Genomic DNA, 25,468 nt, shown 5'->3' on the forward strand with positions numbered 1-25,468 from the left:
ACACATTTGTATAAAAGATTTGTCTGAGTTGGCTGAAAAGAGAAATCAAGACAGAGAGGCGAAAAGCAATGAGAATTAAAACAGACGTAGTGATCGTGGGAACAGGTGTTGCAGGTATGTTCAGTGCCTTGAAGCTTCCGCGGGACAAAAAGATCGTGATCATCACAAAAGAGGATATGAGGAGCAGTGATTCTTTCCTGGCCCAGGGCGGGATCTGTGTGCTTCGTGATGAAAACGATTACGACAGCTATTTTGAAGACACCATGAAGGCAGGACATTACGAAAACAGAAAAGAGTCGGTAGACATTATGATCCGAGGCTCCAGAGACATCATTAATGACCTTGTCGGATATGGCGTGGATTTCAAGATGGATGGAGATGATTTTGCCTATACAAGAGAAGGTGCACATTCCAGACCGAGGATCCTTTATCATGAGGATATCACAGGAAAAGAAATTTCCGAAAAACTGCTCCAGCAGGTCCTGAAGCTTGAAAATGTAACAATTCTGGAATATACTACCATGCAGGATATTCTTGTGGAAAATGGCAAATGTACAGGTCTGAAGGCAGTTTCCGCAGAAGCGAACAGAGCACGTCTTGAAGCTATGGAAGCCGAAGAAGCGGTGAAGACCCAGGAAGAGATCCAGCCGGGCGGAGAGATCCCGGTAGAGATTTATGCACAGGATACGATCCTGGCCAGCGGCGGGATCGGAGGAAGATATGCGCATTCCACCAACTATCCGCATCTCACAGGGGATGCTCTTGATATTGCAAAAAAACACAATGTGCGTCTGGAACATCTGGATTATGTGCAGATCCATCCGACAACGCTGTATTCCAAGAGACCGGGCCGCAGATTCCTGATCTCAGAATCGGTTCGAGGAGAAGGTGCAGTACTTTATAACAGCAAAAAAGAGCGTTTTGTCAATGAACTTCTTCCAAGAGATGTAGTAACAAATGCGATCCGGGAAGAAATGAAAAAAGAAGGAACAGACCATGTATGGCTTTCCATGGAAAATATTGATAAAGATACGATCCTGAATCATTTTCCGAATATTTATCAGAGATGTCTGGAAGAAGGCTATGATGTGACAAAAGAATGCATCCCTGTTGTTCCTGCTCAGCATTATTTCATGGGCGGTATCTGGGTGGATTCTGACAGCAAGACCAGCATGGACCAGCTTTATGCAGTGGGAGAAACCAGCTGCAACGGTGTACATGGCGCGAACAGACTGGCAAGTAATTCCCTGCTGGAGAGCCTTGTATTTGCAAAACGTGCAGCCAAAGCAATCTCAGCAGAAAAGAAAAGTGCTGCAGGTGCGGCGTGAATGCAGCCGGAATATAAATATCCGTATTATGAAAGACAGGAGTAGCCTTGCTTTGGAGAACAGGGCTGATGTGATAATTAAGAAAGAGAAGGTATTGTAAAATGAATAAGATCACAATGACACTTCAGGTAGATCACCTGATCCTGGAGGCTTTAAAGGAAGATATTTCAAGCGAAGACGTTACCACAAACTCTGTTATGAAAGAAGCAGTTCCGGGAGAGGTAGATCTGATCTGTAAAGAGGATGGAATCATTGCGGGACTGGAAATCTTCAGCCGTGTATTTACGCTTCTGGATGCTGACACAAAAGTGGAGCTGTTCTGCAAGGATGGCGATGAAGTAAAAAAAGGTCAGAAAATGGGAAAAGTTACAGGAGATATCCGGGTGCTTCTTTCCGGCGAGCGTGTGGCGCTGAATTATCTTCAGAGAATGAGCGGGATCGCAACCTATACACATTCGGTTGCGTCACTTCTTGAAGGAACAGGGATCACATTGCTGGATACCAGAAAAACAACGCCGAATATGCGTATTTTTGAGAAATATGCTGTTCGTGTAGGCGGCGGACAGAACCACAGATATAATCTTTCTGACGGAGTCCTTCTGAAAGACAATCACATCGGAGCAGCAGGAAGCGTTGCGAATGCTGTAAAAATGGCACAGGAGTACGCTCCTTTTGTCCGCAAGATCGAAGTTGAGGTAGAAACTCTTGATCAGGTAAAAGAAGCTGTTGAGGCCGGCGCAGATATCATCATGCTTGATAACATGACTCCGGAGATGATGAAAGAAGCGGTGCAGCTGATCGGCGGAAGAGCAAAAACTGAATGTTCCGGAAATGTTACAAAAGAAAACATTGCAAAGATCAGGGATGTTGGTGTAGACTATGTATCAAGTGGTGCATTAACGCATTCTGCACCGATCCTTGATATTTCGCTTAAGAATCTTCATCCACTTTCCTAAAAAATGCAGGATTTTACAGAATACCGAGTGCTGTGACAGGAAATCCCCCGAATATCAGAAAAGAAGCGTGAATTGCCGGAAGCAGAGGCATAGCAGGTGATGTCGGGCCGGGTTGGAGAGATCGCGAGAATGAAGGAGAGAGGTATCGGAACAAAAAGTACAGGCACAGCCAGGAAAGGGGAACTTAAATGACTGGTTCAGAACGCAGGACAGCGATCATGGATCAAATTAAAAACAGTGAACGGCCGGTCTCAGGAAGTGCTCTGGCCAGAACATTTCAGGTCAGCAGACAGGTGATCGTGCAGGATATTGCGCTGATACGCGCGGAGGGGAATGACGTGATCTCCACCAATAGAGGATATATTTTTACTGCTCCCCATACTGTGAGCCGGATATTCAAGGTGCATCATACAGATGCGGATCTGGAAAACGAGCTCTGCGGGATTGTGGATCTTGGCGGAAAAGTGATCAATGTAATGGTGAATCACAGAGTTTACGGGCATATCGAGGCAGAACTGAATATCAGCTCCAGGCGCCAGGTTGAGAATTTTATGGAGGATATCCGAAGCGGCAAGTCCAGTCCTTTGAAGAATATCACATCGGATTATCATTATCATAAAGTAGAAGCAGAATCCGAGGAAATCCTGGATATGATCCAGGATATGCTGAAACGGCGAGGATTTCTGATCGAAGCAGAATAGCAGAAGTCAGATACAAAAAGAAAAGATATACAGAATGAGAAAATTCTGTTAATATGAAATATAGTGATCACGAAGATAAGAGAAGGAATCCTGCATGGCAGGGTTCCTTCTTGCACCCTGCGGAAATGTGCACCTTGTGGAAATGTGCAGACAGGGAAAACAGGATGCAGATATGAGGGTGAGAAAAAATACGGCTTGATATGCATGGAGGGGGAAATGGATTATCAGAGTATGTTTACATTTATGCTGGAGATGGCAGGAACTATTGCGTTTGCTGCTTCCGGAGCTATGGTGGGGGCGCAGAGAGGAATGGATATTTTCGGGGTCTGCGTTCTTGGAGTGGTGACTGCAGTGGGCGGAGGAGCTACCAGGGATATTATCCTGGGAATCGTGCCGCCGGGAATGTTTCAGGATCCGCTGTATACCATTGTGGCAACCGTGACGTCCTGTATTGTATTTGCAGTGATGTACTGGAAGCAGGAGCTTTTGGAAGGCGGGAACCGGCTGGTCTATGATAAGGTGATGCTGGTGATGGATACGGTTGGCCTTGGTGTGTTTACTGTCATGGGGGTTGATAAGGGGATTTCCCAGGGGTATATGGAAAGAACATTTTTTCTTGTATTTCTTGGGACTGTCACAGGAGTTGGAGGCGGCTTGATCCGTGATATGATGGCAGGAGTACCGCCATATATTTTTGTGCGCCATATTTATGCCTGTGCGTCTATTGTAGGGGCCATTGCCTGTGTTTGGATATACAGGCTGTGGGGCGGAGTGCCGGCCATGGTGATCGGAACGGTGGTAGTGATCCTGATCCGGTACCTGGCGGCACATTACCGGTGGAATCTGCCGAGACTGAGAAGAGAATAAAAAAAGATATGAAAAGCTCCGGAACATTTAAGGAATAATGTTCCGGAGCTTTTTGGCTTTTATTTGGTTTATATTGCGTAGAAGATTTTATCTGTTCCTCTCATAAGAGAATCATGCGTCTGTATCCTGCAGAGCCAGGAAGCCTTCCTCGCCGGTACGGATCTTGACAACGTTTTCGATATCGTAAACGAAGACCTTACCATCACCGATCTGACCGGTATGAAGAACTTCTTTTGCAGTATCAATAACCTTCTGAACCGGTACAAGACTTACAACGATCTCGATCTTAACCTTCGGACGGAGGTTCATGTCAACCTCAACACCACGATAGTAGGTTGGAGCACCCTTCTGAACACCACAGCCCATAACGTTTGTGATAGTGATACCGGTTACGCCGATCTCGTTCATAGCCTGCATAAACTCATCCAGCTTGTTCTGACGTGTGATGATAACAACCTTTGTCAGTTTGTGTACGCCGTCTGCAGGAATTTCAGGAACAGATTCAGCAGGAGCAGAAGGAGCATGTTTTACAACAGGGGCTTTTACGGAAGTTCCCATTGGAGTCGGAGCCTTTGTCATGGTATCCTGTACAAAGAATCCATCGTATGCACTTGCGAGGCCATGCTCTTTCATATCCAGACCTGCGATCTCTTCCTCAGCGGAAACACGAAGTCCGATGGTGTGTTTGATCACCTGGAAGATAATTGTCATAGTAACAGTAACCCATGCGATGGTGATAGCCATACCAATAAACTGAACACCGAAGCCATGGAAACCACCGCCTGTGAGAAGACCTTTCCACTCGGTACCTGCACCGTCGGAGAAAAGACCGACAGCAAGAGTTCCGAAAGCACCGTTAAGACCGTGAACGCCAACAGCACCAACCGGGTCATCAATTTTGAGAACTTTATCAACAAATTCAATACCAAATACTACAATGAATCCGGAGAGGATTCCGATGATAGCTGCAGATGTAGGAGATACGGTATCACAGCCTGCTGTGATGGCTACCAGTCCTGCAAGAGAACCGTTCAGGGACATGGAAACATCCGGCTTTTTGTAGCGGATCCATGTGATCAGCATAACTGTTACAGTAGCAACAGCAGCTGCAAGGTTTGTTGTTACGAAGATCTTTCCGGCGCTTACAATGGCATCGCCTTCCATGCTGACAGTAGATGCACCGTTGAAACCGAACCAGCAGAACCAGAGAATGAATACACCAAGTGCACCAACCGTAAGGTTATGTCCCGGGATTGCTCTGGATTTACCGGATTTGGAATATTTTCCGATACGAGGTCCGAGGATGATGGCACCGATCAGTGCAGCAACACCACCAACCATGTGAACGGCACAGGAACCTGCGAAATCGTGAAATCCCATCTGGCTGATAAAGCCGCCGCCCCAGATCCAGTGACCGGATACCGGATATACAACGAGACTGATCAGTAAACTATAGATACAGTAGGAGATGAATTTAGTACGCTCTGCCATGGCACCGGATACGATGGTAGCAGAAGTAGCACAGAATACAGTCTGGAAGATGAGAAATGCCCAGAAAGGAACTCCATCCGGAAGCATTGCGTTTCCGTAGTTTGCCTCTGAGGCGATTCCGCCGATCTTGCCGAAGAAACCGTTTCCTGCACCGAACATGATGCCAAATCCAACCAGCCAGAAGACCGGTGTACCGATACAGAAGTCCATCAGGTTTTTCATGATGATATTTCCTGCGTTTTTTGCTCTTGTGAATCCTGTTTCGACCATTGCAAATCCAGCCTGCATGAAGAAGACCAGTGCTGCACCGACGAGGACCCAAGTTGTGTTTACTGAAGAATACATAGTAACACTCCCTTTCCCAATTTTTTTCTTTCCTATTATGTATAGAAAGAATTTTTGTAATACCGGACAGAAAAAACAGATAGAATTTATCCAGTATCAGTATAACGAAAAAGCGCAGGAGAGAGGAAATTCTCTTCCGCGCCTTTACGAAATCAAAATCAGTATATGTAAAACAGGGGATATCTGTATCGTGTGATTAATGGATGAGGAAATCGATAATGAATTATGAAGTAGAGTTCATAAAGGATATCCCCTGTATTTACCGTATGAAATTGTTATCTGATATCCGTGATCAGATGGAGAATAACAGCTCGTCGTAGGTCGGATAAGGAAGTAACTCATCCGGGATCAGAGCCTCTGCCTCATCTGCAGATTTTCTTAAAGTTTCCATGTCTTCCAGAACAGTTTCCTGATAAGCCTTGGAGCAAGCAAGTACATCGTCAGAAGAAGCAAGAGCTTTTGCTGTATCTGCTTTCAGAGTTTCCAGATCTTTTGCCATGGTGTCTGCAAGTGTACTCAGTTTGGAGATCAGAGCAGCTTCACTTGCTACAGAAATATCAGCTACTACGGATTTCTTTGCAGCTGCAGTATCTGCAAGCTTTTCAACATATGTATATACAGAAGGAATTACCTGCTTCTGGATCATCTCAGCCAGAGTGTTGGACTCGATGTTGATGGTCTTGTAATAGTTCTCAAGCCAGATCTCGTAACGGGAGAAAAGCTCTTCCTTTGTAAAAATGCCATGCTTTGTAAACAGCGCAATGTTCTTCTCAGCAATGAAATGCGGAAGTGCATCCGGAGTTGTTTTCAGATTGTAGAGACCACGTTTCTCAGCTTCTTCAACCCATTCGTCTGTATATCCGTTTCCGTTAAAGATGATGCGTTTATGCTCTTCAATGGTCTTCTTAAGAAGTGCATGTACTGCGCTTTCCATTTCTTCTTCCGGAACATCCTTAAGAGCTGCGCTGAATTCTGCAAGAACCTCTGCAACAGCGGTATTCAGTACGATGTTCGGGTTTGCGACAGATGCTGCAGAACCAAGCATACGGAACTCAAATTTGTTTCCGGTAAATGCAAATGGTGAAGTACGGTTTCTGTCTGTGGTATCCTTTATGAAGTGCGGAAGTACCTTTGCTCCGATATCCATCTGTACCGCATGCTTATTGCTGAAGAAGGTATCGTTTTCAATAGATTTCAGTACGTCTGTCAGCTCATCTCCAAGGAAGATGGATACGATCGCAGGCGGTGCCTCGTTTGCTCCAAGACGGTGATCGTTTCCGGCGCTTGCAACGGATACGCGGAGAAGATCAGCATAATCGTCAACGGCTTTGATGACAGCTACCAGGAATACCAGGAACTGTGTATTTTCTGCCGGTGTTTTTCCTGGATCAAGAAGGTTTACACCTGTGTCTGTGCTCATAGACCAGTTGTTGTGTTTACCGCTTCCGTTGATTCCCTCAAATGGTTTCTCGTGAAGGAGGCAGACCATGTTGTGCTTGTCGGCAACCTTCTTCATGATCTCCATGGTCAGCTGGTTGTGGTCAACAGCAACATTTGTGGTATCAAATACAGGAGCCAGTTCGTGCTGTGCAGGAGCAACCTCGTTATGTTTTGTTTTGGCTGGAATGCCAAGCTTCCAAAGCTCTTCGTCAAGATCATGCATGTAAGCAGCAACGCGAGGCTTCAGGGCTCCGAAGTAATGATCTTCCATTTCCTGTCCTTTTGGTGCAGAAGCGCCCAGAAGAGTACGGCCGCAGAAGATCAGGTCTTTTCTCTTTTTGTAAAGATCCTTGTCAACCAGGAAATATTCCTGCTCAGGTCCTACGGTTGTGTCGATGTGACGGACCTCTTTGTTTCCGAGGATGTGAAGAATACGAACTGCTTCTTTGTTCAGAACATCCATGGAACGAAGAAGAGGAGTTTTCTTATCCAGTGCCTCTCCGCTGTAGGAACAGAATGCAGTAGGAATGTAAAGAGTTTTATCTTTAATGAATGCAGGTGAAGTAGGATCCCATGCTGTATATCCTCTTGCTTCAAAAGTAGCACGAAGTCCGCCTGACGGGAAACTGGATGCATCCGGCTCACCTTTTACCAGCTCTTTACCGGAGAAATCCATGATCACCTGTCCGTCACCTGTAGGGGAGATGAAGCTGTCATGCTTCTCAGCAGTTACGTTTGTCATCGGCTGGAACCAGTGTGTGTAATGTGTCGCACCGTTTTCAGTAGCCCATTCTTTCATTGCAACTGCTACGGAATTTGCAACGTCCAGTTCCAGATGAGTTCCGTTTTCAATTGTTTTCTTTAATGCTTTGTACATGTCCTTTGGCAGTTTGCTTCGCATCACTTTGTCATTGAATACAAGGCTGCCATACATTTCAGGGATACTCTGTGCCATATAGGTACACTCCTTTCGATTTCACTCATTCATTATAATTTTTAATTATTTTATAAGGACCGCTGCCGGAAGAACCGGGTATAAACGGACCGGAAAACAAAAAAAGCGCTTCAGATACCTGCCGTATCCAAAGCGCCTTTGCTTTATGTGTTGCAGTATACACCAAAATAAAATATTGTCAAGAGCTTTTTTGAAAAAATCTAAAAAATTGACCAGGGCGATCGGACTGTCGGAAAATAGGCAGGGTTGACAAATCTTGTCCTTTTATTATAATCTGATATCGTAGTTATACAGTCGAAAAGTCAGCGATCGCTATAAGTGATCGAGGCAAAAGAAGCTTTTTGACCAGTGACAAAGATGTACAATACGGAAAGAACAGATGGAGGGAAATATGTCAGGAGTAAAGGAAGAATGTGGCGTATTCGGGATTTATGATCTGGATGGAGGGAATATTGCACCATCTATTTATTATGGTCTTACCTCGCTGCAGCACAGGGGACAGGAGTCCTGCGGAATGGCCGTTTCAAGGACGGACGGAGAAAGAGGAAACGTACAGTTCCATAAAGATCTCGGACTGGTAAGCGAAGTTTTACGAAAAGATGTTGTACATAATATGAATGGTGATATCGGAATCGGACATGTTCGTTATTCCACCACCGGAGAATCTGTCGCAGAGAATGCACAGCCGCTGGTACTTTCTTATATCAAGGGAAGTCTGGCACTTGCGCACAACGGAAATCTGGTTAATACAGAAGCTCTGAAATGGGAGCTGATCCAGACAGGCGCAATTTTCCATACAACTACCGACTCAGAGGTTATCGCGTTCCATATCGCAAGAGAACGTGTGCATTCTGCCACTGTAGAGGAAGCAGTACATAAAACCGTAGAGAAGATCCGCGGAGGATATGCTCTTGTGATCATGAGCCCCCGGAAGCTGATCGGTGCCCGTGATCCTTACGGACTGAAACCCCTCTGTCTTGGAAAAAGAGATAATGCCTATGTCCTTGCATCTGAAAGCTGCGCGCTGACATCTGTAGGAGCGGAATTTATCCGTGATATTGAACCGGGTGAGATCGTCACGATCACCAAGAACGGACTGAAATCCAGTAAACTGACTGAGAAGAAAAAGCATGCTCATTGTGTTTTTGAATATATTTATTTTGCAAGACTGGACAGCACCATGGATGGCGTGAAAATCTATGATGCAAGGATCCGTGGAGGAAAATCTCTTGCAAAATCCTATCCGGTAGAAGCGGACCTGGTGACCGGTGTACCGGAATCCGGACTTCCGGCAGCAAAAGGCTATTCTGAGGAATCCGGAATCCCGTTTGGCTTTGCGTTCTATAAAAACAGTTACATTGGAAGAACTTTTATCAAGCCTACACAGCAGGAGAGAGAGTCCAGTGTCCATCTGAAGCTGAGCGTTCTGGAATCCGTGGTGAAGGGGAAGAGAATCGTTCTGGTGGATGATTCCATTGTCCGCGGAACTACCATTGCCAATCTGATCCACATGCTGAAAGAAGCAGGAGCAAAAGAAGTCCATGTACGTATCAGCTCCCCGCCATTTTTACATCCCTGTTATTTTGGTACCGATGTGCCGTCCAATGACCAGCTCATCGCAGCACAGCACAGCACGGAAGAAATCCGTAAGATGATCGGTGCAGACTCCCTGGGTTATATGCAGATCGATTATCTGGAAGGCATGGCAGGTGGACTTCCGCTGTGTAAAGCATGTTTTGATGGCAATTATCCGATGGAAATACCGGCAGAAATCAAACAGGATTAATGAACTATGTGGAATTAATCTCACAGTAAAAAATAATGGATTGAAAAACGAAAATGTAAAAACTGCACAATAAATATATAAAAAACCCGGATTTTGTCATATAAAATCCGGGTTTTTATAGAAAGACTCTTAAAAACGATAAAAAACATCAACTTGACAAATCTGACAATATGAGACATAATGTGGGACAACCAGATGAAAAAGGCCGCTGGTCTGGAATATACAGGAAAACAGCAAGACCGAAAAAAGGCCGGTTTTTTGCCGAGATAAAAGAAAGGATGATATTTATGTCTAAAAAAATTAGATTGAATGCGACAGAGGATGTTAAAGAATTTGTTAAGGCTGCAAGTAAATGTGATTTTGATGTAGATATTTCATATAACAGAATTTTAATTGATGCAAAATCTATTCTTGGAATCCTCAGCATGGATCTGACCAGAGTTCTTACAGTAACCTGTCATGGCGAGGATCATGAGTTTGATCGTTTCCTTCAGAAATATGCAGTTGCCTGACAGACAGTGCAGAGACAGACAAGATATGAAAGACATAAAAAGAAAAGGCAGACGTGACTGCAGAGACAGGAGATCAGTTTGAAATCCTCAGCAGGCGTCTGTTTTTTCTTTACATCCATTTCATAGGAAGAAATTCCGCAGACTATATGAAAAATCAGTTATTGACAAATAAAAAAAAATAGTTTATAGTAAACCATATTTTATATGAAAGATAACTGACAAAGGCGTCAGGAACGGATACCACAGGGGAATTCTCACCCCTTGAAATCTGTTCCGGACGCCTTTTTGTTGTGGGACACAAAATGGAGGAGGAAATCGAAGATGGCAGTAAAGTATGTTTTTGTAACAGGTGGAGTTGTTTCCGGTCTGGGAAAAGGAATTACCGCAGCGTCTCTTGGGCGCCTTCTGAAAGCCAGAGGGTATCAGGTGACCATGCAGAAATTTGATCCCTACATTAATATTGACCCGGGAACTATGAATCCCATTCAGCATGGAGAGGTTTTTGTAACGGATGACGGTACAGAGACTGACCTTGACCTTGGACATTATGAGCGTTTCATTGATGAAAGCCTTGACAAAAATTCCAATGTGACAACCGGTAAGATTTACTGGTCTGTTCTTCAGAAAGAGCGTCATGGTGATTTCGGCGGAGGTACCGTTCAGGTGATCCCGCATATTACCAATGAGATCAAGAGCCGTTTTTACAGAGCAAAATCCGCAGACGAAGACAGAATTGCGATCATCGAGGTTGGTGGTACAGTCGGTGATATTGAGAGCCAGCCGTTCCTGGAATCCATCCGTCAGTTCCAGCATGATGTGGGACATGACAATGCGATCCTTATCCATGTAACTCTGATCCCGTATCTCCGTGCTTCCGGAGAGATGAAGACAAAACCCACCCAGGCCAGTGTAAAAGAACTTCAGGGAATGGGAATCCAGCCGGATGTTCTGGTATGCAGAAGTGAGTATCCTCTTACCGAGGATATCCGTGGAAAGATTGCCCTGTTCTGTAATGTGCCTGTAAGCAATGTGCTTCAGAATCTGGATGTGGAATATTTATATGAAGCTCCTCTTGCAATGGAGAGAGAAAAGCTTGCAGACGTAGTACTGCAGAGCTTAAGACTGGAGAATCGCAAACCAGATCTTACAGACTGGGAAAATATGGTAGAAAATCTCCGCCACCCGGATAAAACTGTGAAAATCGCCATGGTTGGTAAATATACACAGCTTCATGATGCATACTTGAGTGTTGTGGAAGCACTGAAGCATGGCGGGATCTCTTGCCGTGCAAAGGTTGATATCACCTGGGTGGACTCCGAAGAACTCAATGAAAAAAATTTGGATCAGACTCTCCATTCTGTAGATGGAATCCTGGTTCCGGGAGGATTCGGAAACCGTGGTACAGAAGGAATGATCCTTGCGGCACAGTATGCAAGAGTTCATAAGATCCCATACCTTGGGATCTGCCTGGGAATGCAGATGGCTATTGTGGAATTTGCCCGCCATGTGCTTGGATATGAAGATGCCAACAGTATTGAGCTGGCACCGGAAACAACACATCCGGTCATTGCCCTGATGCCGGATCAGGAGGATGTGGAAGATCTTGGAGGAACTCTTCGTCTTGGAAGCTATCCGTGTGTGCTTGCAGAAGGCTCCAGATCCTATGAGCTTTTTGGAAAGAAAGAGATCCAGGAACGTCACAGACATCGTTATGAGGTAAACAACGCATTCCGTAAGGAACTGGACGAAAAGGGAATGTCCATTGTAGGAACATCCCCGGATGCTCACATTGTTGAGATGATCGAAATTGCCGGACATCCGTTCTTTGTGGGAACACAGGGACATCCGGAATTTAAATCCAGGCCAAACCATGCACATCCACTGTTCCGTGGATTTGTGCAGGCGGCAGTTGATAAAAAGACGGCAGAAGAAGCTGCAATGAAAGGATGAGAAAAATGAGAGAAGTAGCAAATCAGCAGCAGGGCCTCTACCGCCCTGAATTTGAACATGATAACTGCGGTATCGGAGCCGTTGTTAATATAAAAGGAAAGAAAACACATGATACAGTTGCCAATGCTCTTAAGATCGTAGAGAATCTTGAGCATCGTGCTGGTAAGGATGCAGAAGGAAAAACCGGTGATGGTGTCGGTATCCTTCTTCAGATCTCCCACAAATTTTTTAAGAAGGTCTGTAAAAAAGAAGGCTTTGATATCGGCGGAGAGAGAGAATACGGTGTAGCCCAGCTCTTTTTCCCACAGCAGGAGATCAAACGTGCCCAGGCAAAGAAGATGTTCGAGATCATCGTGGAAAAAGAGGGTCTGGAGCTTCTTGGATGGCGTACAGTACCGGTCTTCCCGGAGGTTCTTGGTCATAAAGCGAAAGAGTGCATGCCGTGCATTATGCAGGCATTTGTTAAAAAGCCGGAGGATGTGGAAAAAGGTCTTGCCTTTGACCGTATGCTTTACATCGCACGTCGTGAATTTGAACAGAGTAATGATAATACTTACGTAGTTTCCATGAACAGCCGTACCATCGTATACAAAGGTATGTTCCTGGTAGGACAGCTCCGTACCTTCTTTGGCGATCTTCAGAGCCAGGATTACGAGTCTGCCATTGCAGTGGTACATTCCCGTTTCAGTACCAACACGAATCCAAGCTGGGAGAGAGCACATCCGAACCGTTTCATCGTACATAACGGTGAGATCAACACGATCCGCGGAAACGCCGATAAGATGCTTGCACGTGAGGAAAACATGGAGTCTCCGTATCTGAAGGATGAGCTTCACAAGGTCCTTCCTGTAGTTAACCGCAATGGTTCTGACTCTGCAATGCTTGACAATACACTGGAATTCCTGGTTATGAGTGGAATGGATCTTCCACTTGCAGTGATGATCACGATTCCGGAGCCATGGGCAAACAACGATACGATTTCTCAGGAGAAGAGAGATTTTTATCAGTACTATGCGACTATGATGGAGCCATGGGACGGTCCTGCGTCCATTCTGTTCTCAGATGGTGATGTGATGGGAGCGGTTCTTGACAGAAACGGTCTTCGTCCATCCAGATACTATATCACATCGGATGGCTATATGATCCTTTCCTCCGAGGTTGGTGTTCTTCCTGTGGATGAGGAGAAGATCGTATTAAAAGAACGTCTTCATCCGGGAAAAATGCTTCTGGTTGATACCGTTCAGGGTCGTGTCATTGATGACAATGAGCTCAAAGAAAAATATGCGAAAAAACAGCCTTATGGTGAGTGGCTGGACAGCAATCTGGTACAGCTTCGTGATATCAAGATCCCGAATCAGAGAGTTGTCGAATACACTCCGGAGGAGAGAGCACGCCTTCAGAAAGCCTTCGGATATACTTATGAGCAGTACCGTACTTCGATCCGAAACATGGCATTAAACGGCGCAGAAAGCATCGGAGCCATGGGACATGATACTCCCCTTGCAGTATTTTCCAAGGAACATTATCCGCTGTTCGATTACTTCAAGCAGCTTTTTGCACAGGTAACAAACCCGCCGATCGATGCGATCCGTGAGGAGATCGTTACTTCTACAAGTGTATATGTAGGAAAAGACGGAAATCTTCTGATCCAGAAGCCGGAGAACTGTCAGGTGCTGAAGATCAACAATCCGATCCTGACCAACACCGATATGCTGAAGATCAAGAATATGAAAAAGGACGGCTTCAAGGTTGTAACACTTTCTACATTATATTATAAGAGCACAAAGCTTGAACGTGCCATTGACCGTCTGTTCGTAGAGGTAGACAAAGCCTTCCGTGAGGGAGCAAACATCCTGGTCCTTTCTGACCGCGGTGTGGATGAGAACCATATGCCGATCCCGTCCCTGCTGGCGGTTTCCGCAGTACATCAGCATCTTGTAAAAACAAAGAAGAGCACTTCCCTTGCCCTGATCCTGGAGTCCGGTGAGCCGAGAGAGGTACATCATTTCGCAACACTCCTCGGATATGGTGCAAGTGCAGTCAATCCGTATCTGGCACTGGATACGATCCATGAGCTGATCGATACACATATGCTGGATAAGGACTATTACGCAGCCGTTGATGATTACAATCATGCAGTGATCAGCGGTATCGTAAAGATCGCTTCCAAGATGGGTATTTCCACTATCCAGTCCTATCAGGGATCTCAGATCTTTGAGGCAATCGGAATTTCCCAGGATGTGATCGATCGTTACTTTACAGGAACCGTAAGTCGTGTAGGCGGAATCACACTGGAAGATATCGAGGATAATGTAGAAAAACTTCATTCTGAGGCATTTGATCCCCTTGGACTTGCCACAGATCTTACTCTGGACAGCGTAGGTGCCCATAAGATGAGAAGCCAGGGTGAGGAGCACAAATATAACCCGCGTACCATTCATCTTCTCCAGCAGTCCACAAAACAGGGCAGCTATGAGATGTTCAAGGAATATACAAAACTGGTAGATGACGAGGGTCATGGAAACTTAAGAGGTCTTCTGGACTTTAAGTTTGCCAAGGAGCCTATTCCGATCGACCAGGTTGAGAGTGTTGAGGATATTGTAAAACGATTTAAGACAGGTGCCATGTCCTATGGTTCTATTTCCCAGGAAGCACATGAGACACTGGCTATTGCCATGAACCATCTCCATGGAAAATCCAATACCGGTGAGGGTGGTGAAAGTGATGAGCGTCTGGATTCAGCAGGAACAGACAATGACCGCTGCTCTGCAATCAAACAGGTAGCCAGCGGACGTTTCGGCGTTACCAGCCGTTACCTGGTTTCCGCAAGAGAGATCCAGATCAAGATGGCACAGGGTGCAAAGCCGGGTGAGGGTGGACATCTTCCTGCAAAGAAGGTATATCCGTGGATCGCAAAAACCCGTCATTCCACACCGGGAGTCAGCCTGATCTCTCCGCCGCCACATCATGATATCTATTCTATCGAGGATCTGGCAGAATTGATCTATGACCTGAAAAACGCCAATAAATATGCGGATATTTCCGTAAAGCTGGTTTCTGAGGCGGGTGTTGGTACGGTTGCAGCCGGTGTTGCAAAGGCCGGTGCACAGACTGTTCTGATCTCCGGATATGACGGAGGTACAGGAGCAGCGCCAAGAAGCTCTATCCATAATGCAGGACTTCCATGGGAGCTTGGACTTGCGGAAACACACCAGACGCTGATCATGAACGGACTTCGTAACCGTGTACGTATCGAGACAGACGGTAAGCTGATGAGCGGCCGTGACGTTGCCATTGCAGCACTTCTCGGTGCAGAGGAATTCGGTTTTGCAACAGCGCCGCTTGTAACGATGGGCTGCGTGATGATGAGAGTCTGCAATCTGGATACCTGCCCGGTAGGTGTGGCTACACAGAACCCGGAGCTGCGTAAGAGATTCCGCGGAAAACCGGAGTATGTGGAGAACTTCATGCGCTTTATTGCACAGGAGCTGAGAGAGTACATGGCACGCCTTGGTGTTGCCACCATCGATGAGATGGTAGGTCGTACAGACCTTCTTACAGTTTCTGACAGTGTGCAGGAGCCGCATAAGGGTAAGGTTGACTTAAGTGCCATCCTGAATAACCCATATGCAGGAAAGGGCAAAGTAACCTTTGATCCGAAGGCTGTATACAATTTCAATCTTGAGAAAACTCTGGATGAAAAAGTTCTGGTCAAGAAATGTGCACCGGCGATCCAGAAGGGTGAGAAAGTTTCTGTTGATGTAAATGTTACCAATACAGACCGTGCATTTGGTACCATCCTCGGATCTGAGATCACAAGAAATCATAAGGATGGACTTCCGGAGGATACGGTAACTGTAAACTGTACAGGTGCAGGCGGACAGAGCTTCGGTGCCTTTATTCCGAAAGGACTGACATTGAAACTGACCGGTGACAGCAACGACTACTTCGGAAAAGGCCTTTCCGGTGGAAAGCTGATCGTTAAGGTTCCGGAGAAGGCCGGATACAAGGCTGAAGAGAACATCATCGTCGGAAACGTGGCACTCTATGGTGCGACCAGCGGAACTGCATTTATCAACGGTGTTGCCGGTGAGCGTTTTGCAGTACGTAACTCCGGTGCGGTTGCAGTTGTTGAGGGTGTTGGCGAGCATGGCTGCGAGTACATGACCGGTGGCCGTGTGGTAGTTCTCGGAAAAACCGGAAAGAACTTCGCGGCAGGTATGAGCGGCGGTATCGCTTATGTTCTTGATGTGGACAACGTTCTTTACAAGAACCTTAACAAAGCAATGATCTCCATTGAAAAAGTGGAGAATAAATATGATAAAAAAGAGCTTCGTGATCTTATCGAGGCTCATGTGGAAGCAACAGGCTCTGAGATCGGTAAGAAGGTGCTGGCTGATTTTGATTCCTATCTGCCTCACTTCAAAAAACTCATTCCGGATGAGTACAAGAGAATGATCACATTAAGTGCAAAGCTGGAAGAAAAAGGTCTGACCAGCCAGCAGGCACAGATGGAAGCGTTCTATGAGAGCATCGGCGTGAAACATTAAGGAGGATGAGGAAATGGGAAAGCCAACTGGATTTTTAGATTATGAAAGAGAAACGGCAAAGGTTCTGCCGCCAAAGGAACGTATTCAGAATTTCAACGAATTTCGTATTCCATTAAATAAAGAAAAACAGAAACTTCAGGGAGCACGCTGCATGGCTTGCGGCGTCCCCTTCTGCCAGTCAGGTATGATGATCGGCGGAATGGCTTCCGGCTGCCCGCTGCACAACCTGGTTCCTGAGACAAATGATCTTGTGTACACAGGAAACTGGAAGCAGGCATTTCTTCGTTTAAACAAGACACACAGCTTTCCGGAGTTTACATCCAGAGTGTGTCCAGCACTTTGCGAAGCTGCATGTACCTGTAACCTGAACGGAGATCCGGTCAGCACAAAGGAGAATGAGAAAGCGATCATTGAGACAGCCTATGCAGAAGGATGGGTAAAACCGCAGATCCCGCCTGTCCGCACAGGAAAGACGATCGCAGTCATCGGAAGTGGTCCTTCCGGACTGGCAGCAGCACAGCAGCTGAACCGCCGTGGCCACAGCGTAACCGTATTTGAGAGAAACGACCGTATCGGAGGACTTCTCCGCTACGGCATTCCGAACATGAAGCTGGAGAAAAAGGTCATTGACCGCAGACTGAAGCTGATGGAAGAGGAAGGCGTGAAATTTGTTACCAATATCAATGTTGGTGTTGACATCACTGCAGAACAGCTTCTGAAGGATTATGACCGTGTCCTTCTCTGCTGTGGAGCTTCTCATCCGAGAGATATCAAGGTTCCGGGAAGAGATGCCAAGGGAATTTACTTTGCAGTGGATTTCCTGAAGCAGGTAACAAAAAGTCTTCTGGATACAGATTTTGCAAAATTCCCATATGAGCTTGCAAAGGGCAAAAATGTTCTGGTCATCGGCGGTGGTGATACCGGTAATGACTGTGTGGGAACATCCATCCGTCTGGGAGCGAAATCTGTAACACAGCTTGAGATGATGCCGCAGCCTCCTGCAGCAAGAACTCCTTCCAATCCATGGCCGGAGTGGCCGAAGGTCCTGAAAACCGATTACGGCCAGGAAGAGGCTATTGCAGTATTCGGCCATGATCCTCGGATCTATCAGACAACCGTTACCGAGTTTATCAAGGACAAAAAAGGAAATGTCTGCAAGGCCAAGATCGTAAAACTGAAGAGCGTAAAGGATGAAAAGACCGGAAGATTCAATATGGTGCCGGTTGAGGGCAGTGAGGAAGTGATCCCTGCAGATGTGGTCCTTATTGCGGCAGGCTTCCTTGGCAGCGAGAAATATGTGACAGATGCTTTCCGTGTAGCGCTTACACCAAGAACCAATGTGGAAACAAAACCGGAGCAGTATGCAACAAGCGTAGATCGTGTGTTCACAGCAGGTGATATGCATCGTGGACAGTCCCTTGTCGTATGGGCGATCCATGAGGGACGTGAGGCTGCGAAAGCAGTGGATGAATCACTGATGAGCTATTCATATTTACAGTAAAATAACAGATACCAGGGGCAAAAGGTCAAAAAAACTGTTCGTGTTTCCGCGATAAAGCTTTTGAACTTTTGCCCCTTTTAAAAAATGGTTGACAAAGAATTGACCGATTGCTATAATTACGTCCATGAACAAGGGTGTTCTTCAGGAGCGGAAGCTCTCTGAAGTGCACCCTTTTTCTGATTTTGAGGGTAATTATTTTGTGTGATGAGGAAATAAAGGAGAGAATACTATGGGGAATTATACCAGAGAAGAGATTCTTGCAATGGCAGAGGAGGAAGACGTAGAGTTCATCCGCCTCCAGTTTACAGATATGTTTGGAACTCTGAAAAATATTGCGATCACAGCAAGAGAGCTTCCAAGAGCCCTGGATAACCAGTGCGTTGTATATGGCTCTCATATTGCGGGCATTGTGGGAGAAAAGGAGCCGGATCTGATCCTGTATCCGGATTATAATACTTTTTCAATTCTTCCATGGCGTCCTCAGCAGGGAAAGGTTGCAAGACTGATCTGTGATATGCGCCGTGCAGACGGATCAGAGCATGAGATGAGCTCCAGATATATTCTGAAAAAAACAGCGCAGGCAGCAGAGGAGGCAGGGTATACCTGTTATGTTGACCCGGAATGCGAGTTTTTCCTGTTTCATATTGATGATAACGGAATGCCTACAACGGTTTCTCACGAAAAGGCCGGATATCTGGATGTAAGTCCGGTGGACTTAGGCGAAAATGCAAGACGTGACATGGTACTGACTCTTGAGGATATGGGATTTGAGGTGGAATCCTCTCATCATGAGACAGCACCTGCACAGCATGAGATCGCCCTTCATTACGGGGAAGCACGTGAGATGGCAGACGAAGTTATAACCTTTAAGATGGCAGTAAGAACTGTAGCCAAACGTCATGGACTTCATGCGACATTTATGCCGAAGCCAAGACGGGAAGTAAACGGTTCAGCCATGCATATCCATTTTTCACTGTTTAAAAATGGAAAAAATATTTTCGTGGATCCGGAGGATCCGTCCAGATTAAGTGAAGAGGCATACTATTTTATCGGAGGTCTTCTGGCTCACAGCCGTGAGATGACTCTGATCACCAATCCGCTTGTAAATTCTTATAAGCGTCTTGTACCTGGATTTGATGCGCCTACAGAGCTGACCTGGACGAGAAATAACCAGAATTCACTGGTAAGGATCCCGAGAGTCAATGGTGCTGATACCAGGATCGAGCTTCGAAGCCCGGATGCTGCATCCAACCCATACCTTGTTTTTGCGGTATGCCTGGCAGCGGGCCTGGATGGAATCCAGAAGAAGATCTATCCTACAAAAGCTTCTAACCGTTCTCTTTCCGAGTCGGATCAGAAGGAACAGGGTATCGAGAATTTACCGGAGAACCTGCGGGAAGCGATCACACTGTTTGAGGACAGCAGCTGGATGAAGGAAATCCTTGGAGAAGCTTTCTGCAAACAGTATGCGCAGGCCAAGAGAAAAGAGTGGCTACGTTATTCCCAGGAGATTTCCGACTGGGAGATCGAGGAGTATCTGTATCGGATCTGATGAACGAGGCATAATGGGACGAAAGAGAGTGGCGGCTTATGAACACGAGTATCGTGATTGCATTACCGAAAATAGAAGATGCAAAAAAGATCCGCACAGTCCTTAACCGATATGGATTCACGGTGGCGGCAGTATGCAATTCAGGTGCCAATGCCCTTGCCAGTATCTCGGAGCTTGATGGCGGCGTTCTGCTTTGCGGTTATCATCTTCAGGATATGTACTACCGTGATCTTCTGGACTATATGCCGGATTATTTTGAAATGCTGCTTATGGCTTCCCGGGGAGTGATCAGTGAGGCGCCAACATCCATTTTATGCGTGGGAATGCCTCTGAAAGTCGGAGATCTGGTAAATACGGTAAGCATGATGCTTTCCCAGATCGAAAGGCGTTGGAAAAAAGATAAGAAAAAGCCGAAACAGCGTTCATGGAAAGAACAGAATTATATTTCAAATGCAAAGATGCTTCTAATGGAAAGAAATCACCTGAGCGAGGATGACGCATACCGCTATATCCAGAAATGCAGTATGGATTCCGGGACCAATATGGTGGAGACAGCCCAGATGGTTCTGATGCTTTTATATGATTCTGTGTAAAAAAACAATAGGGCGGACAGAAATGATCTGCTTTGAATGCCTGATATCACACCGAATCGGGAAAAATTCCGCAGGGGATTTCCTGATTCGGTGAAACTACTTTGAATTGGAGGATGAGGGAATGGAATTTATGGATGGAATCTGTAAGACTAGAGAATGTGCCTGGGATGTGCTTCTTTCCGAGAGCATGAAAGACCAGGAAGCAACAGTGGAAGGTGCAATACACAGCATCCGTAATATGGGTGACGTGGCATTTGTGATACTTCGAAAAAAAGAAGGGCTTTTTCAGACCGTATATGAAAACGACAAGACAAATGTTTCCATTCATGATCTGAAGGAGGCAATGTGTGTGCGCCTCACAGGAACTCTTCATGAGGAAGAAAGAGCGCCTCACGGAAGAGAACTCCGCATCAGCCATGTGGAGATCCTTTCCTCACCTGCAGAGCCTCTTCCGCTGGCCATCGACAAATGGAAGCTGAACACTTCCCTGGAGGCAAAGCTGAATTATCGTCCTATCGCCCTGCGTAATGTGCAGGAGCGTGCAAAATTCAAGATTCAGGAGGCTCTGGTGCGGGCATTTCGTGATTACCTCTATGAGAAGGGGTTCACCGAGATCCACACACCGAAGATCGGAGCCAGAGGTGCAGAGGGTGGTGCAAACCTGTTCAAGCTGAGTTATTTCCATAAACCGGCAGTTCTGGCACAGAGCCCGCAGTTTTATAAACAGATGATGGTAGGTGTTTTTGACCGTGTATTTGAGACCGGCCCTGTATTCCGTGCAGAGAAGCATAACACAAAACGTCATCTGAATGAATATACAAGCCTTGATTTTGAGATGGGCTATATCAACGGATTTGAGGATATCATGGAGATGGAAACCGGATTTCTCCAGTATGCGGTAGAGCTTCTTAAGAAAGACTACGCTCATGAGCTTTCCATTCTGAAAGTGGAGCTTCCGAAGGTGGACAAGATCCCGGCAGTACGTTTTGACAAGGCCAAAGAGCTGGTAGCTGAAAAATATAAACGTAAGATCCGCAACCCATATGATCTGGAGCCGGAGGAAGAAGCGCTGATCGGAAGATATTTCAAAGAAGAATATGATGCTGATTTTGTTTTTGTCACACATTATCCGTCTAAGAAGCGTCCGTTCTACGCAATGGATGATCCGTCAGATGAGAAATTTACATTAAGCTTTGATCTTCTGTTCAAGGGACTTGAGGTAACTACAGGCGGACAGCGTATCCATGATTATCAGATGCTGAAGGATAAGATCGCAGCCCGTGGTATGGATGAAGAGGGTATGGAGCAGTATCTGGATACCTTCAAGCATGGAATGCCGCCTCATGGAGGACTTGGAATCGGACTGGAACGTCTTACCATGCAGATCCTCGGAGAAGAAAACGTTCGTGAGACCTGTCTGTTCCCACGTGATATGAACAGACTTGAGCCGTAATAAGGAGAAAAAAGATGGCAAAGATAATCGATGATGAAACAATGGAAAATGTCTGCATCCTTGCGAAGCTTTCTCTGACAGAGGATGAAAAGGAAAAAGCAAAAGAGGACATGCAGAAGATGCTGGACTATGTAGACAAGCTGGATGAACTTGACACTTCTTCCGTAGAGCCCATGTCCCATATTTTTGAGGACGAAAATGTATTTCGTGAAGATATTGTGACAAACGGAGACAATCATGAGGCGATGCTTGCCAATGCACCGAAACAGAAAGAAAACCAGTATCAGGTTCCGAAAACAATTGGATAAGACAGGAGACAGGACATGGATTTGGGAAAATTAACCGCATTACAGCTTGCGGAAAAGATCAAGCAGCATCAGATAAGCGTCCTGGACGGTGTGAAATACGTATTTGATCAGATCGAAGCAAAAGAGGACAAGGTCCACGCTTATCTTGATACTTACAAAAAAGAAGCCTATGCAAGAGCAAAAGAGGTACAGAAGGGCATTGAGGATGGAACCTATACAGGACCTCTTGCCGGTGTACCTATTGCAATTAAGGATAATATCTGCATTAAGGGAAAAACAACTACCTGTGCATCAAAGATCCTTGAGAATTTTGTGCCGCAGTACAATGCCGAGGTTATTGACCGTCTGGAACAGGCAGGTCTTGTGATCATCGGAAAGACAAATATGGATGAGTTCGCCATGGGAAGTACCACAGAAACATCCGCTTACGGCGTCACCAGAAACCCGTGGGATCTGGAGCATGTTCCGGGCGGCTCCTCCGGCGGCTCCTGTGCGGCAGTGGCAGCAGGGGAAACTTACCTGGCACTTGGCTCCGATACCGGCGGTTCCATCCGTCAGCCAAGTTCCTACTGCGGTGTTACCGGAATCAAACCGACCTACGGAACAGTATCCCGTTACGGACTGGTTGCCTACGCATCCTCTCTGGATCAGATCGGACCGGTAGGAAAGGATGTTGCAGACTGTGCGGCACTTCTTGAGATCATTGCCGGACACGATGCAAAAGACAGCACCTCCATGAAGAGAGAGGATCTTGACTTCTCCGCTTCTATGACAGATAAGATCGTGGGAATGAAATTCGGCGTGCCGAAGGAATATCTCTCAGAGGGACTGAACCCGGAGGTAAAAGAGGCCTTTATGAATACGCTGAAGAGCCTTACCGAGATGGGCGCAGTGGTAGAATTTTTCTCCATGAAGACAACAGAATATATGATCCCTGCCTACTACATCATTGCCAGCGCAGAGGCCAGCTCCAATCTGGAGCGCTTTGACGGTGTGAAGTACGGCTTCCGTGCAAAAGAGTACGAGGGACTTCATGACATGTACAAAAAGACAAGAACTGAAGGTTTCGGCGAGGAAGTAAAGCGCCGTATCATGCTTGGCTCTTTTGTGTTAAGCTCCGGTTACTACGATGCTTACTATCTGAAAGCACTTCGCACAAAAGCCCTTATCAAAAAGGAATTTGATCAGGCCTTTTCCAAATATGACGTTCTTCTTGCCCCGGCATCACCGTTTACCGCACCGAAGCTGGGAGAGAGCCTGAAAGACCCTCTTGCCATGTATCTTGGCGATATTTATACGGTAGCAGTAAACCTGTGCGGACTTCCCGGAATCACCGTCCCATGCGGAAAAGACGCAGCAGGCCTTCCGATCGGGATCCAGATGATCGGTGACTGCTTCAAAGAAAACAACCTGTTCCGCGCAGCACACGCCTATGAGAAAAAACGCGGTGATTTCGGAACAGCAATGGAAGGGGGAGAAAAGGCATGAAACAGTATGAGACAGTCATAGGACTTGAGGTGCATGTGGAGCTTGCCACAAAAACAAAGATCTTCTGCGGATGCTCCACAGAATTCGGAGGCGCACCAAATACACATACCTGCCCGGTCTGCACCGGTATGCCGGGCTCTCTTCCGGTCCTCAACAAAAAAGTGGTAGAGTTTGCCATCAAGGCAGGTCTTGCGGCAAACTGTCATATCCATCAGTACTGTAAGTTTGACCGTAAGAACTATTTTTACCCGGATAACCCCCAGAACTATCAGATCTCTCAGCTGTATCTGCCGATCTGTTATGACGGAGCTGTTGAGATCGAGACTTCCGCAGGCAAAAAGACTGTACGTATCCATGAGATGCATATGGAGGAGGATGCCGGTAAGCTGATCCATGATGAGTGGGAAGACTGCTCCCTGGTTGACTACAACCGAAGCGGGGTACCGCTGATCGAGATCGTATCCGAGCCGGATATGAGAAGCTCCGAGGAGGTTATCGCTTATCTGGAAAAGCTCCGCTGCACCATGCAGTATCTTGGAGTTTCTGACTGTAAGCTCCAGGAGGGCTCCATGCGTGCCGATGTCAACCTTTCCGTCCGTGAGGTGGGAAGTGAGACCTTCGGAACAAGAACAGAGATGAAGAACCTGAACTCCTTCAAGGCCATTGCGAGAGCGATCGAAGGAGAGAGAGAACGTCAGATCGAGCTTCTGGAAGAAGGAAGAGCTGTTGTACAGGAGACAAGAAGATGGGACGATAACAAAGAGTCTTCCCATGCAATGCGTTCCAAGGAGGATGCAAAGGATTACCGTTACTTCCCGGACCCGGATCTTCCGCCGATCCACATTTCCGATGCATGGATCGAAGAGCTGCGTACTTCCATTCCGGAGCTTCGTGAAGCCAAGATGGAACGTTATCAGAAGGAGTATGAGCTTCCGGCTTATGATGCAGGGATCCTGACCGAATCCAGACATCTGGCAGGACTTTTTGAGGAGACAGCAGTTCTTCTCGGAAACCCGAAAAAGGTGGCAAACTGGTTTATGGTGGAGGTTCTCCGCCTGACAAAGGACAAGGGCCTTGACCCGGAAAGGGTAAGCTTTACCCCGAAGCATCTGGCAGACCTTCTTTCCATGGTGGAGAAAAAAGAGGTCAGCGCACAGAATGCCAAGAAAGTATTTGAAAAAGTGTTTGACGAGGATATTGATCCGGTTGTATATATAGAAGAGAATGGTCTTAAGATCGTAGAAGATACAGGACTTCTCACCGAAACTGTGAAAAAGATCGTAGATGCAAACCCTGGACCGCTGGCAGAGCTTCTGGGCGGCAAGGATAAGGTTATGGGATTTTTTGTAGGACAGCTGATGAGAGAACTGAAAGGCAAGGCAAATCCTGACAGCGTCAGAAAAGCACTGGCAGAGGAAATTGAGAGAAGGAGATAAAATACTATGGTTACAGTAAATCAGAATTATTTAAAACTTCCGGGAAGCTATCTGTTTTCCAATATCGCAAAGAAGGTAAGCGCATATAAGGAGGCCAATCCGGAATTTAAGGATTCTGTGATCAGTCTTGGAATCGGTGATGTGACACAGCCGCTTGCACCGGCGATCATCGATGCCCTTCATAAATCCGTAGACGAGATGGCACACGCAGAAACCTTCCACGGATATGCTCCGGATCTCGGATATGAATTCTTAA

17 protein-coding genes and 1 pseudogene are annotated in these 25,468 nt (G+C 46.3%); 16 read left to right on the plus strand and 2 right to left on the minus strand.

Translation table 11 applies throughout. The annotated features are described in order from the left end of the window. Positions 1–68 precede the first annotated feature (68 nt). The 4 genes from AB5026_RS08500 to AB5026_RS08515 all read left to right on the plus strand — a co-directional run bounded on the left by AB5026_RS08500 (position 69) and on the right by AB5026_RS08515 (position 3,852). On the plus strand, positions 69–1,328 hold the full coding sequence (locus tag AB5026_RS08500) for an FAD-binding protein (RefSeq protein ID WP_173739921.1): 1,260 nt from the start codon (positions 69–71) through the stop codon (positions 1,326–1,328). Between the two features lie 101 nt (positions 1,329–1,429). Continuing rightward, entirely contained in the window at positions 1,430–2,284 is an 855-nt protein-coding gene (nadC, locus tag AB5026_RS08505; protein ID WP_021651122.1) for a carboxylating nicotinate-nucleotide diphosphorylase, read from the plus strand. A gap of 188 nt (positions 2,285–2,472) precedes the next feature. Next, positions 2,473–2,985 carry a transcription repressor NadR gene (locus AB5026_RS08510; RefSeq protein ID WP_021651124.1) on the plus strand — a complete coding sequence of 171 codons (513 nt, stop codon included), beginning with the start codon at positions 2,473–2,475 and terminating at the stop codon, positions 2,983–2,985. Between the two features lie 216 nt (positions 2,986–3,201). Then, a complete protein-coding gene (locus tag AB5026_RS08515; protein ID WP_022426741.1) occupies positions 3,202–3,852 on the plus strand; it encodes a trimeric intracellular cation channel family protein in 651 nt (216 codons plus the stop codon). A 111-nt stretch (positions 3,853–3,963) separates the two neighbouring features. Here the strand turns inward: AB5026_RS08515 and AB5026_RS08520 are convergent, their stop codons facing one another. Together AB5026_RS08520 and AB5026_RS08525 are read right to left on the minus strand one after the other, a co-directional pair. Further along, positions 3,964–5,688, minus strand: a complete 1,725-nt coding sequence (locus AB5026_RS08520; RefSeq protein ID WP_173739920.1) for an ammonium transporter — start codon at positions 5,686–5,688, stop codon at positions 3,964–3,966. Between the two features lie 292 nt (positions 5,689–5,980). After that, on the minus strand, positions 5,981–8,083 hold the full coding sequence (locus AB5026_RS08525; RefSeq protein WP_114001431.1) for a glutamine synthetase III: 2,103 nt from the start codon (positions 8,081–8,083) through the stop codon (positions 5,981–5,983). Positions 8,084–8,474: 391 nt separating this feature from the next. Here AB5026_RS08525 and purF point away from each other — a divergent pair, with 391 nt between their 5' ends. The 12 genes and pseudogenes from purF to AB5026_RS08585 form a co-directional block, all read left to right on the plus strand. Further along, positions 8,475–9,869 (plus strand): amidophosphoribosyltransferase, encoded by a 1,395-nt coding sequence (gene purF / locus AB5026_RS08530; protein WP_015525743.1) that lies wholly within the window; start codon positions 8,475–8,477, stop codon positions 9,867–9,869. A 287-nt stretch (positions 9,870–10,156) separates the two neighbouring features. Continuing rightward, entirely contained in the window at positions 10,157–10,381 is a 225-nt protein-coding gene (locus tag AB5026_RS08535) for an HPr family phosphocarrier protein (RefSeq protein WP_022426744.1), read from the plus strand. Positions 10,382–10,702: 321 nt separating this feature from the next. After that, the gene (locus tag AB5026_RS08540) at positions 10,703–12,331 is read left to right on the plus strand and encodes a CTP synthase (RefSeq protein WP_022426745.1); all 1,629 of its coding nucleotides are present in this window, start codon (positions 10,703–10,705) and stop codon (positions 12,329–12,331) included. Continuing rightward, entirely contained in the window at positions 12,328–16,881 is a 4,554-nt protein-coding gene (gene gltB / locus AB5026_RS08545) for a glutamate synthase large subunit (RefSeq protein ID WP_215638515.1), read from the plus strand. The genes AB5026_RS08540 and gltB overlap by 4 nt, the downstream gene beginning before the upstream one ends. A gap of 13 nt (positions 16,882–16,894) precedes the next feature. Next, a complete protein-coding gene (locus AB5026_RS08550; RefSeq protein WP_021651136.1) occupies positions 16,895–18,382 on the plus strand; it encodes a glutamate synthase subunit beta in 1,488 nt (495 codons plus the stop codon). Positions 18,383–18,611: 229 nt separating this feature from the next. Further along, a complete protein-coding gene (gene glnA / locus AB5026_RS08555; RefSeq protein ID WP_021651138.1) occupies positions 18,612–19,934 on the plus strand; it encodes a type I glutamate--ammonia ligase in 1,323 nt (440 codons plus the stop codon). A gap of 38 nt (positions 19,935–19,972) precedes the next feature. Next, positions 19,973–20,527, plus strand: a complete 555-nt coding sequence (locus AB5026_RS08560; protein ID WP_015525749.1) for an ANTAR domain-containing response regulator — start codon at positions 19,973–19,975, stop codon at positions 20,525–20,527. Positions 20,528–20,648: 121 nt separating this feature from the next. Then, positions 20,649–21,980 (plus strand): aspartate--tRNA(Asn) ligase, encoded by a 1,332-nt coding sequence (aspS, locus tag AB5026_RS08565; protein ID WP_022426749.1) that lies wholly within the window; start codon positions 20,649–20,651, stop codon positions 21,978–21,980. A 14-nt stretch (positions 21,981–21,994) separates the two neighbouring features. After that, positions 21,995–22,288 carry an Asp-tRNA(Asn)/Glu-tRNA(Gln) amidotransferase subunit GatC gene (gene gatC, locus AB5026_RS08570; protein WP_110102034.1) on the plus strand — a complete coding sequence of 98 codons (294 nt, stop codon included), beginning with the start codon at positions 21,995–21,997 and terminating at the stop codon, positions 22,286–22,288. A 15-nt stretch (positions 22,289–22,303) separates the two neighbouring features. Further along, a complete protein-coding gene (gene gatA, locus AB5026_RS08575; protein WP_173733608.1) occupies positions 22,304–23,776 on the plus strand; it encodes an Asp-tRNA(Asn)/Glu-tRNA(Gln) amidotransferase subunit GatA in 1,473 nt (490 codons plus the stop codon). Further along, positions 23,773–25,212 carry an Asp-tRNA(Asn)/Glu-tRNA(Gln) amidotransferase subunit GatB gene (gene gatB, locus AB5026_RS08580; protein ID WP_092069315.1) on the plus strand — a complete coding sequence of 480 codons (1,440 nt, stop codon included), beginning with the start codon at positions 23,773–23,775 and terminating at the stop codon, positions 25,210–25,212. The genes gatA and gatB overlap by 4 nt, the downstream gene beginning before the upstream one ends. 6 nt (positions 25,213–25,218) lie before the next feature. Beyond that, positions 25,219–25,468 (plus strand): annotated as a pseudogene (locus AB5026_RS08585) (LL-diaminopimelate aminotransferase); the annotation flags it as partial.

It is taken from the genome of Blautia sp. RTP21359st1_E11_RTP21359_211015 (assembly GCF_040910705.1).
In the GTDB taxonomy this organism is placed as follows: Bacteria; Bacillota; Clostridia; order Lachnospirales; family Lachnospiraceae; genus Blautia_A; species Blautia_A fusiformis.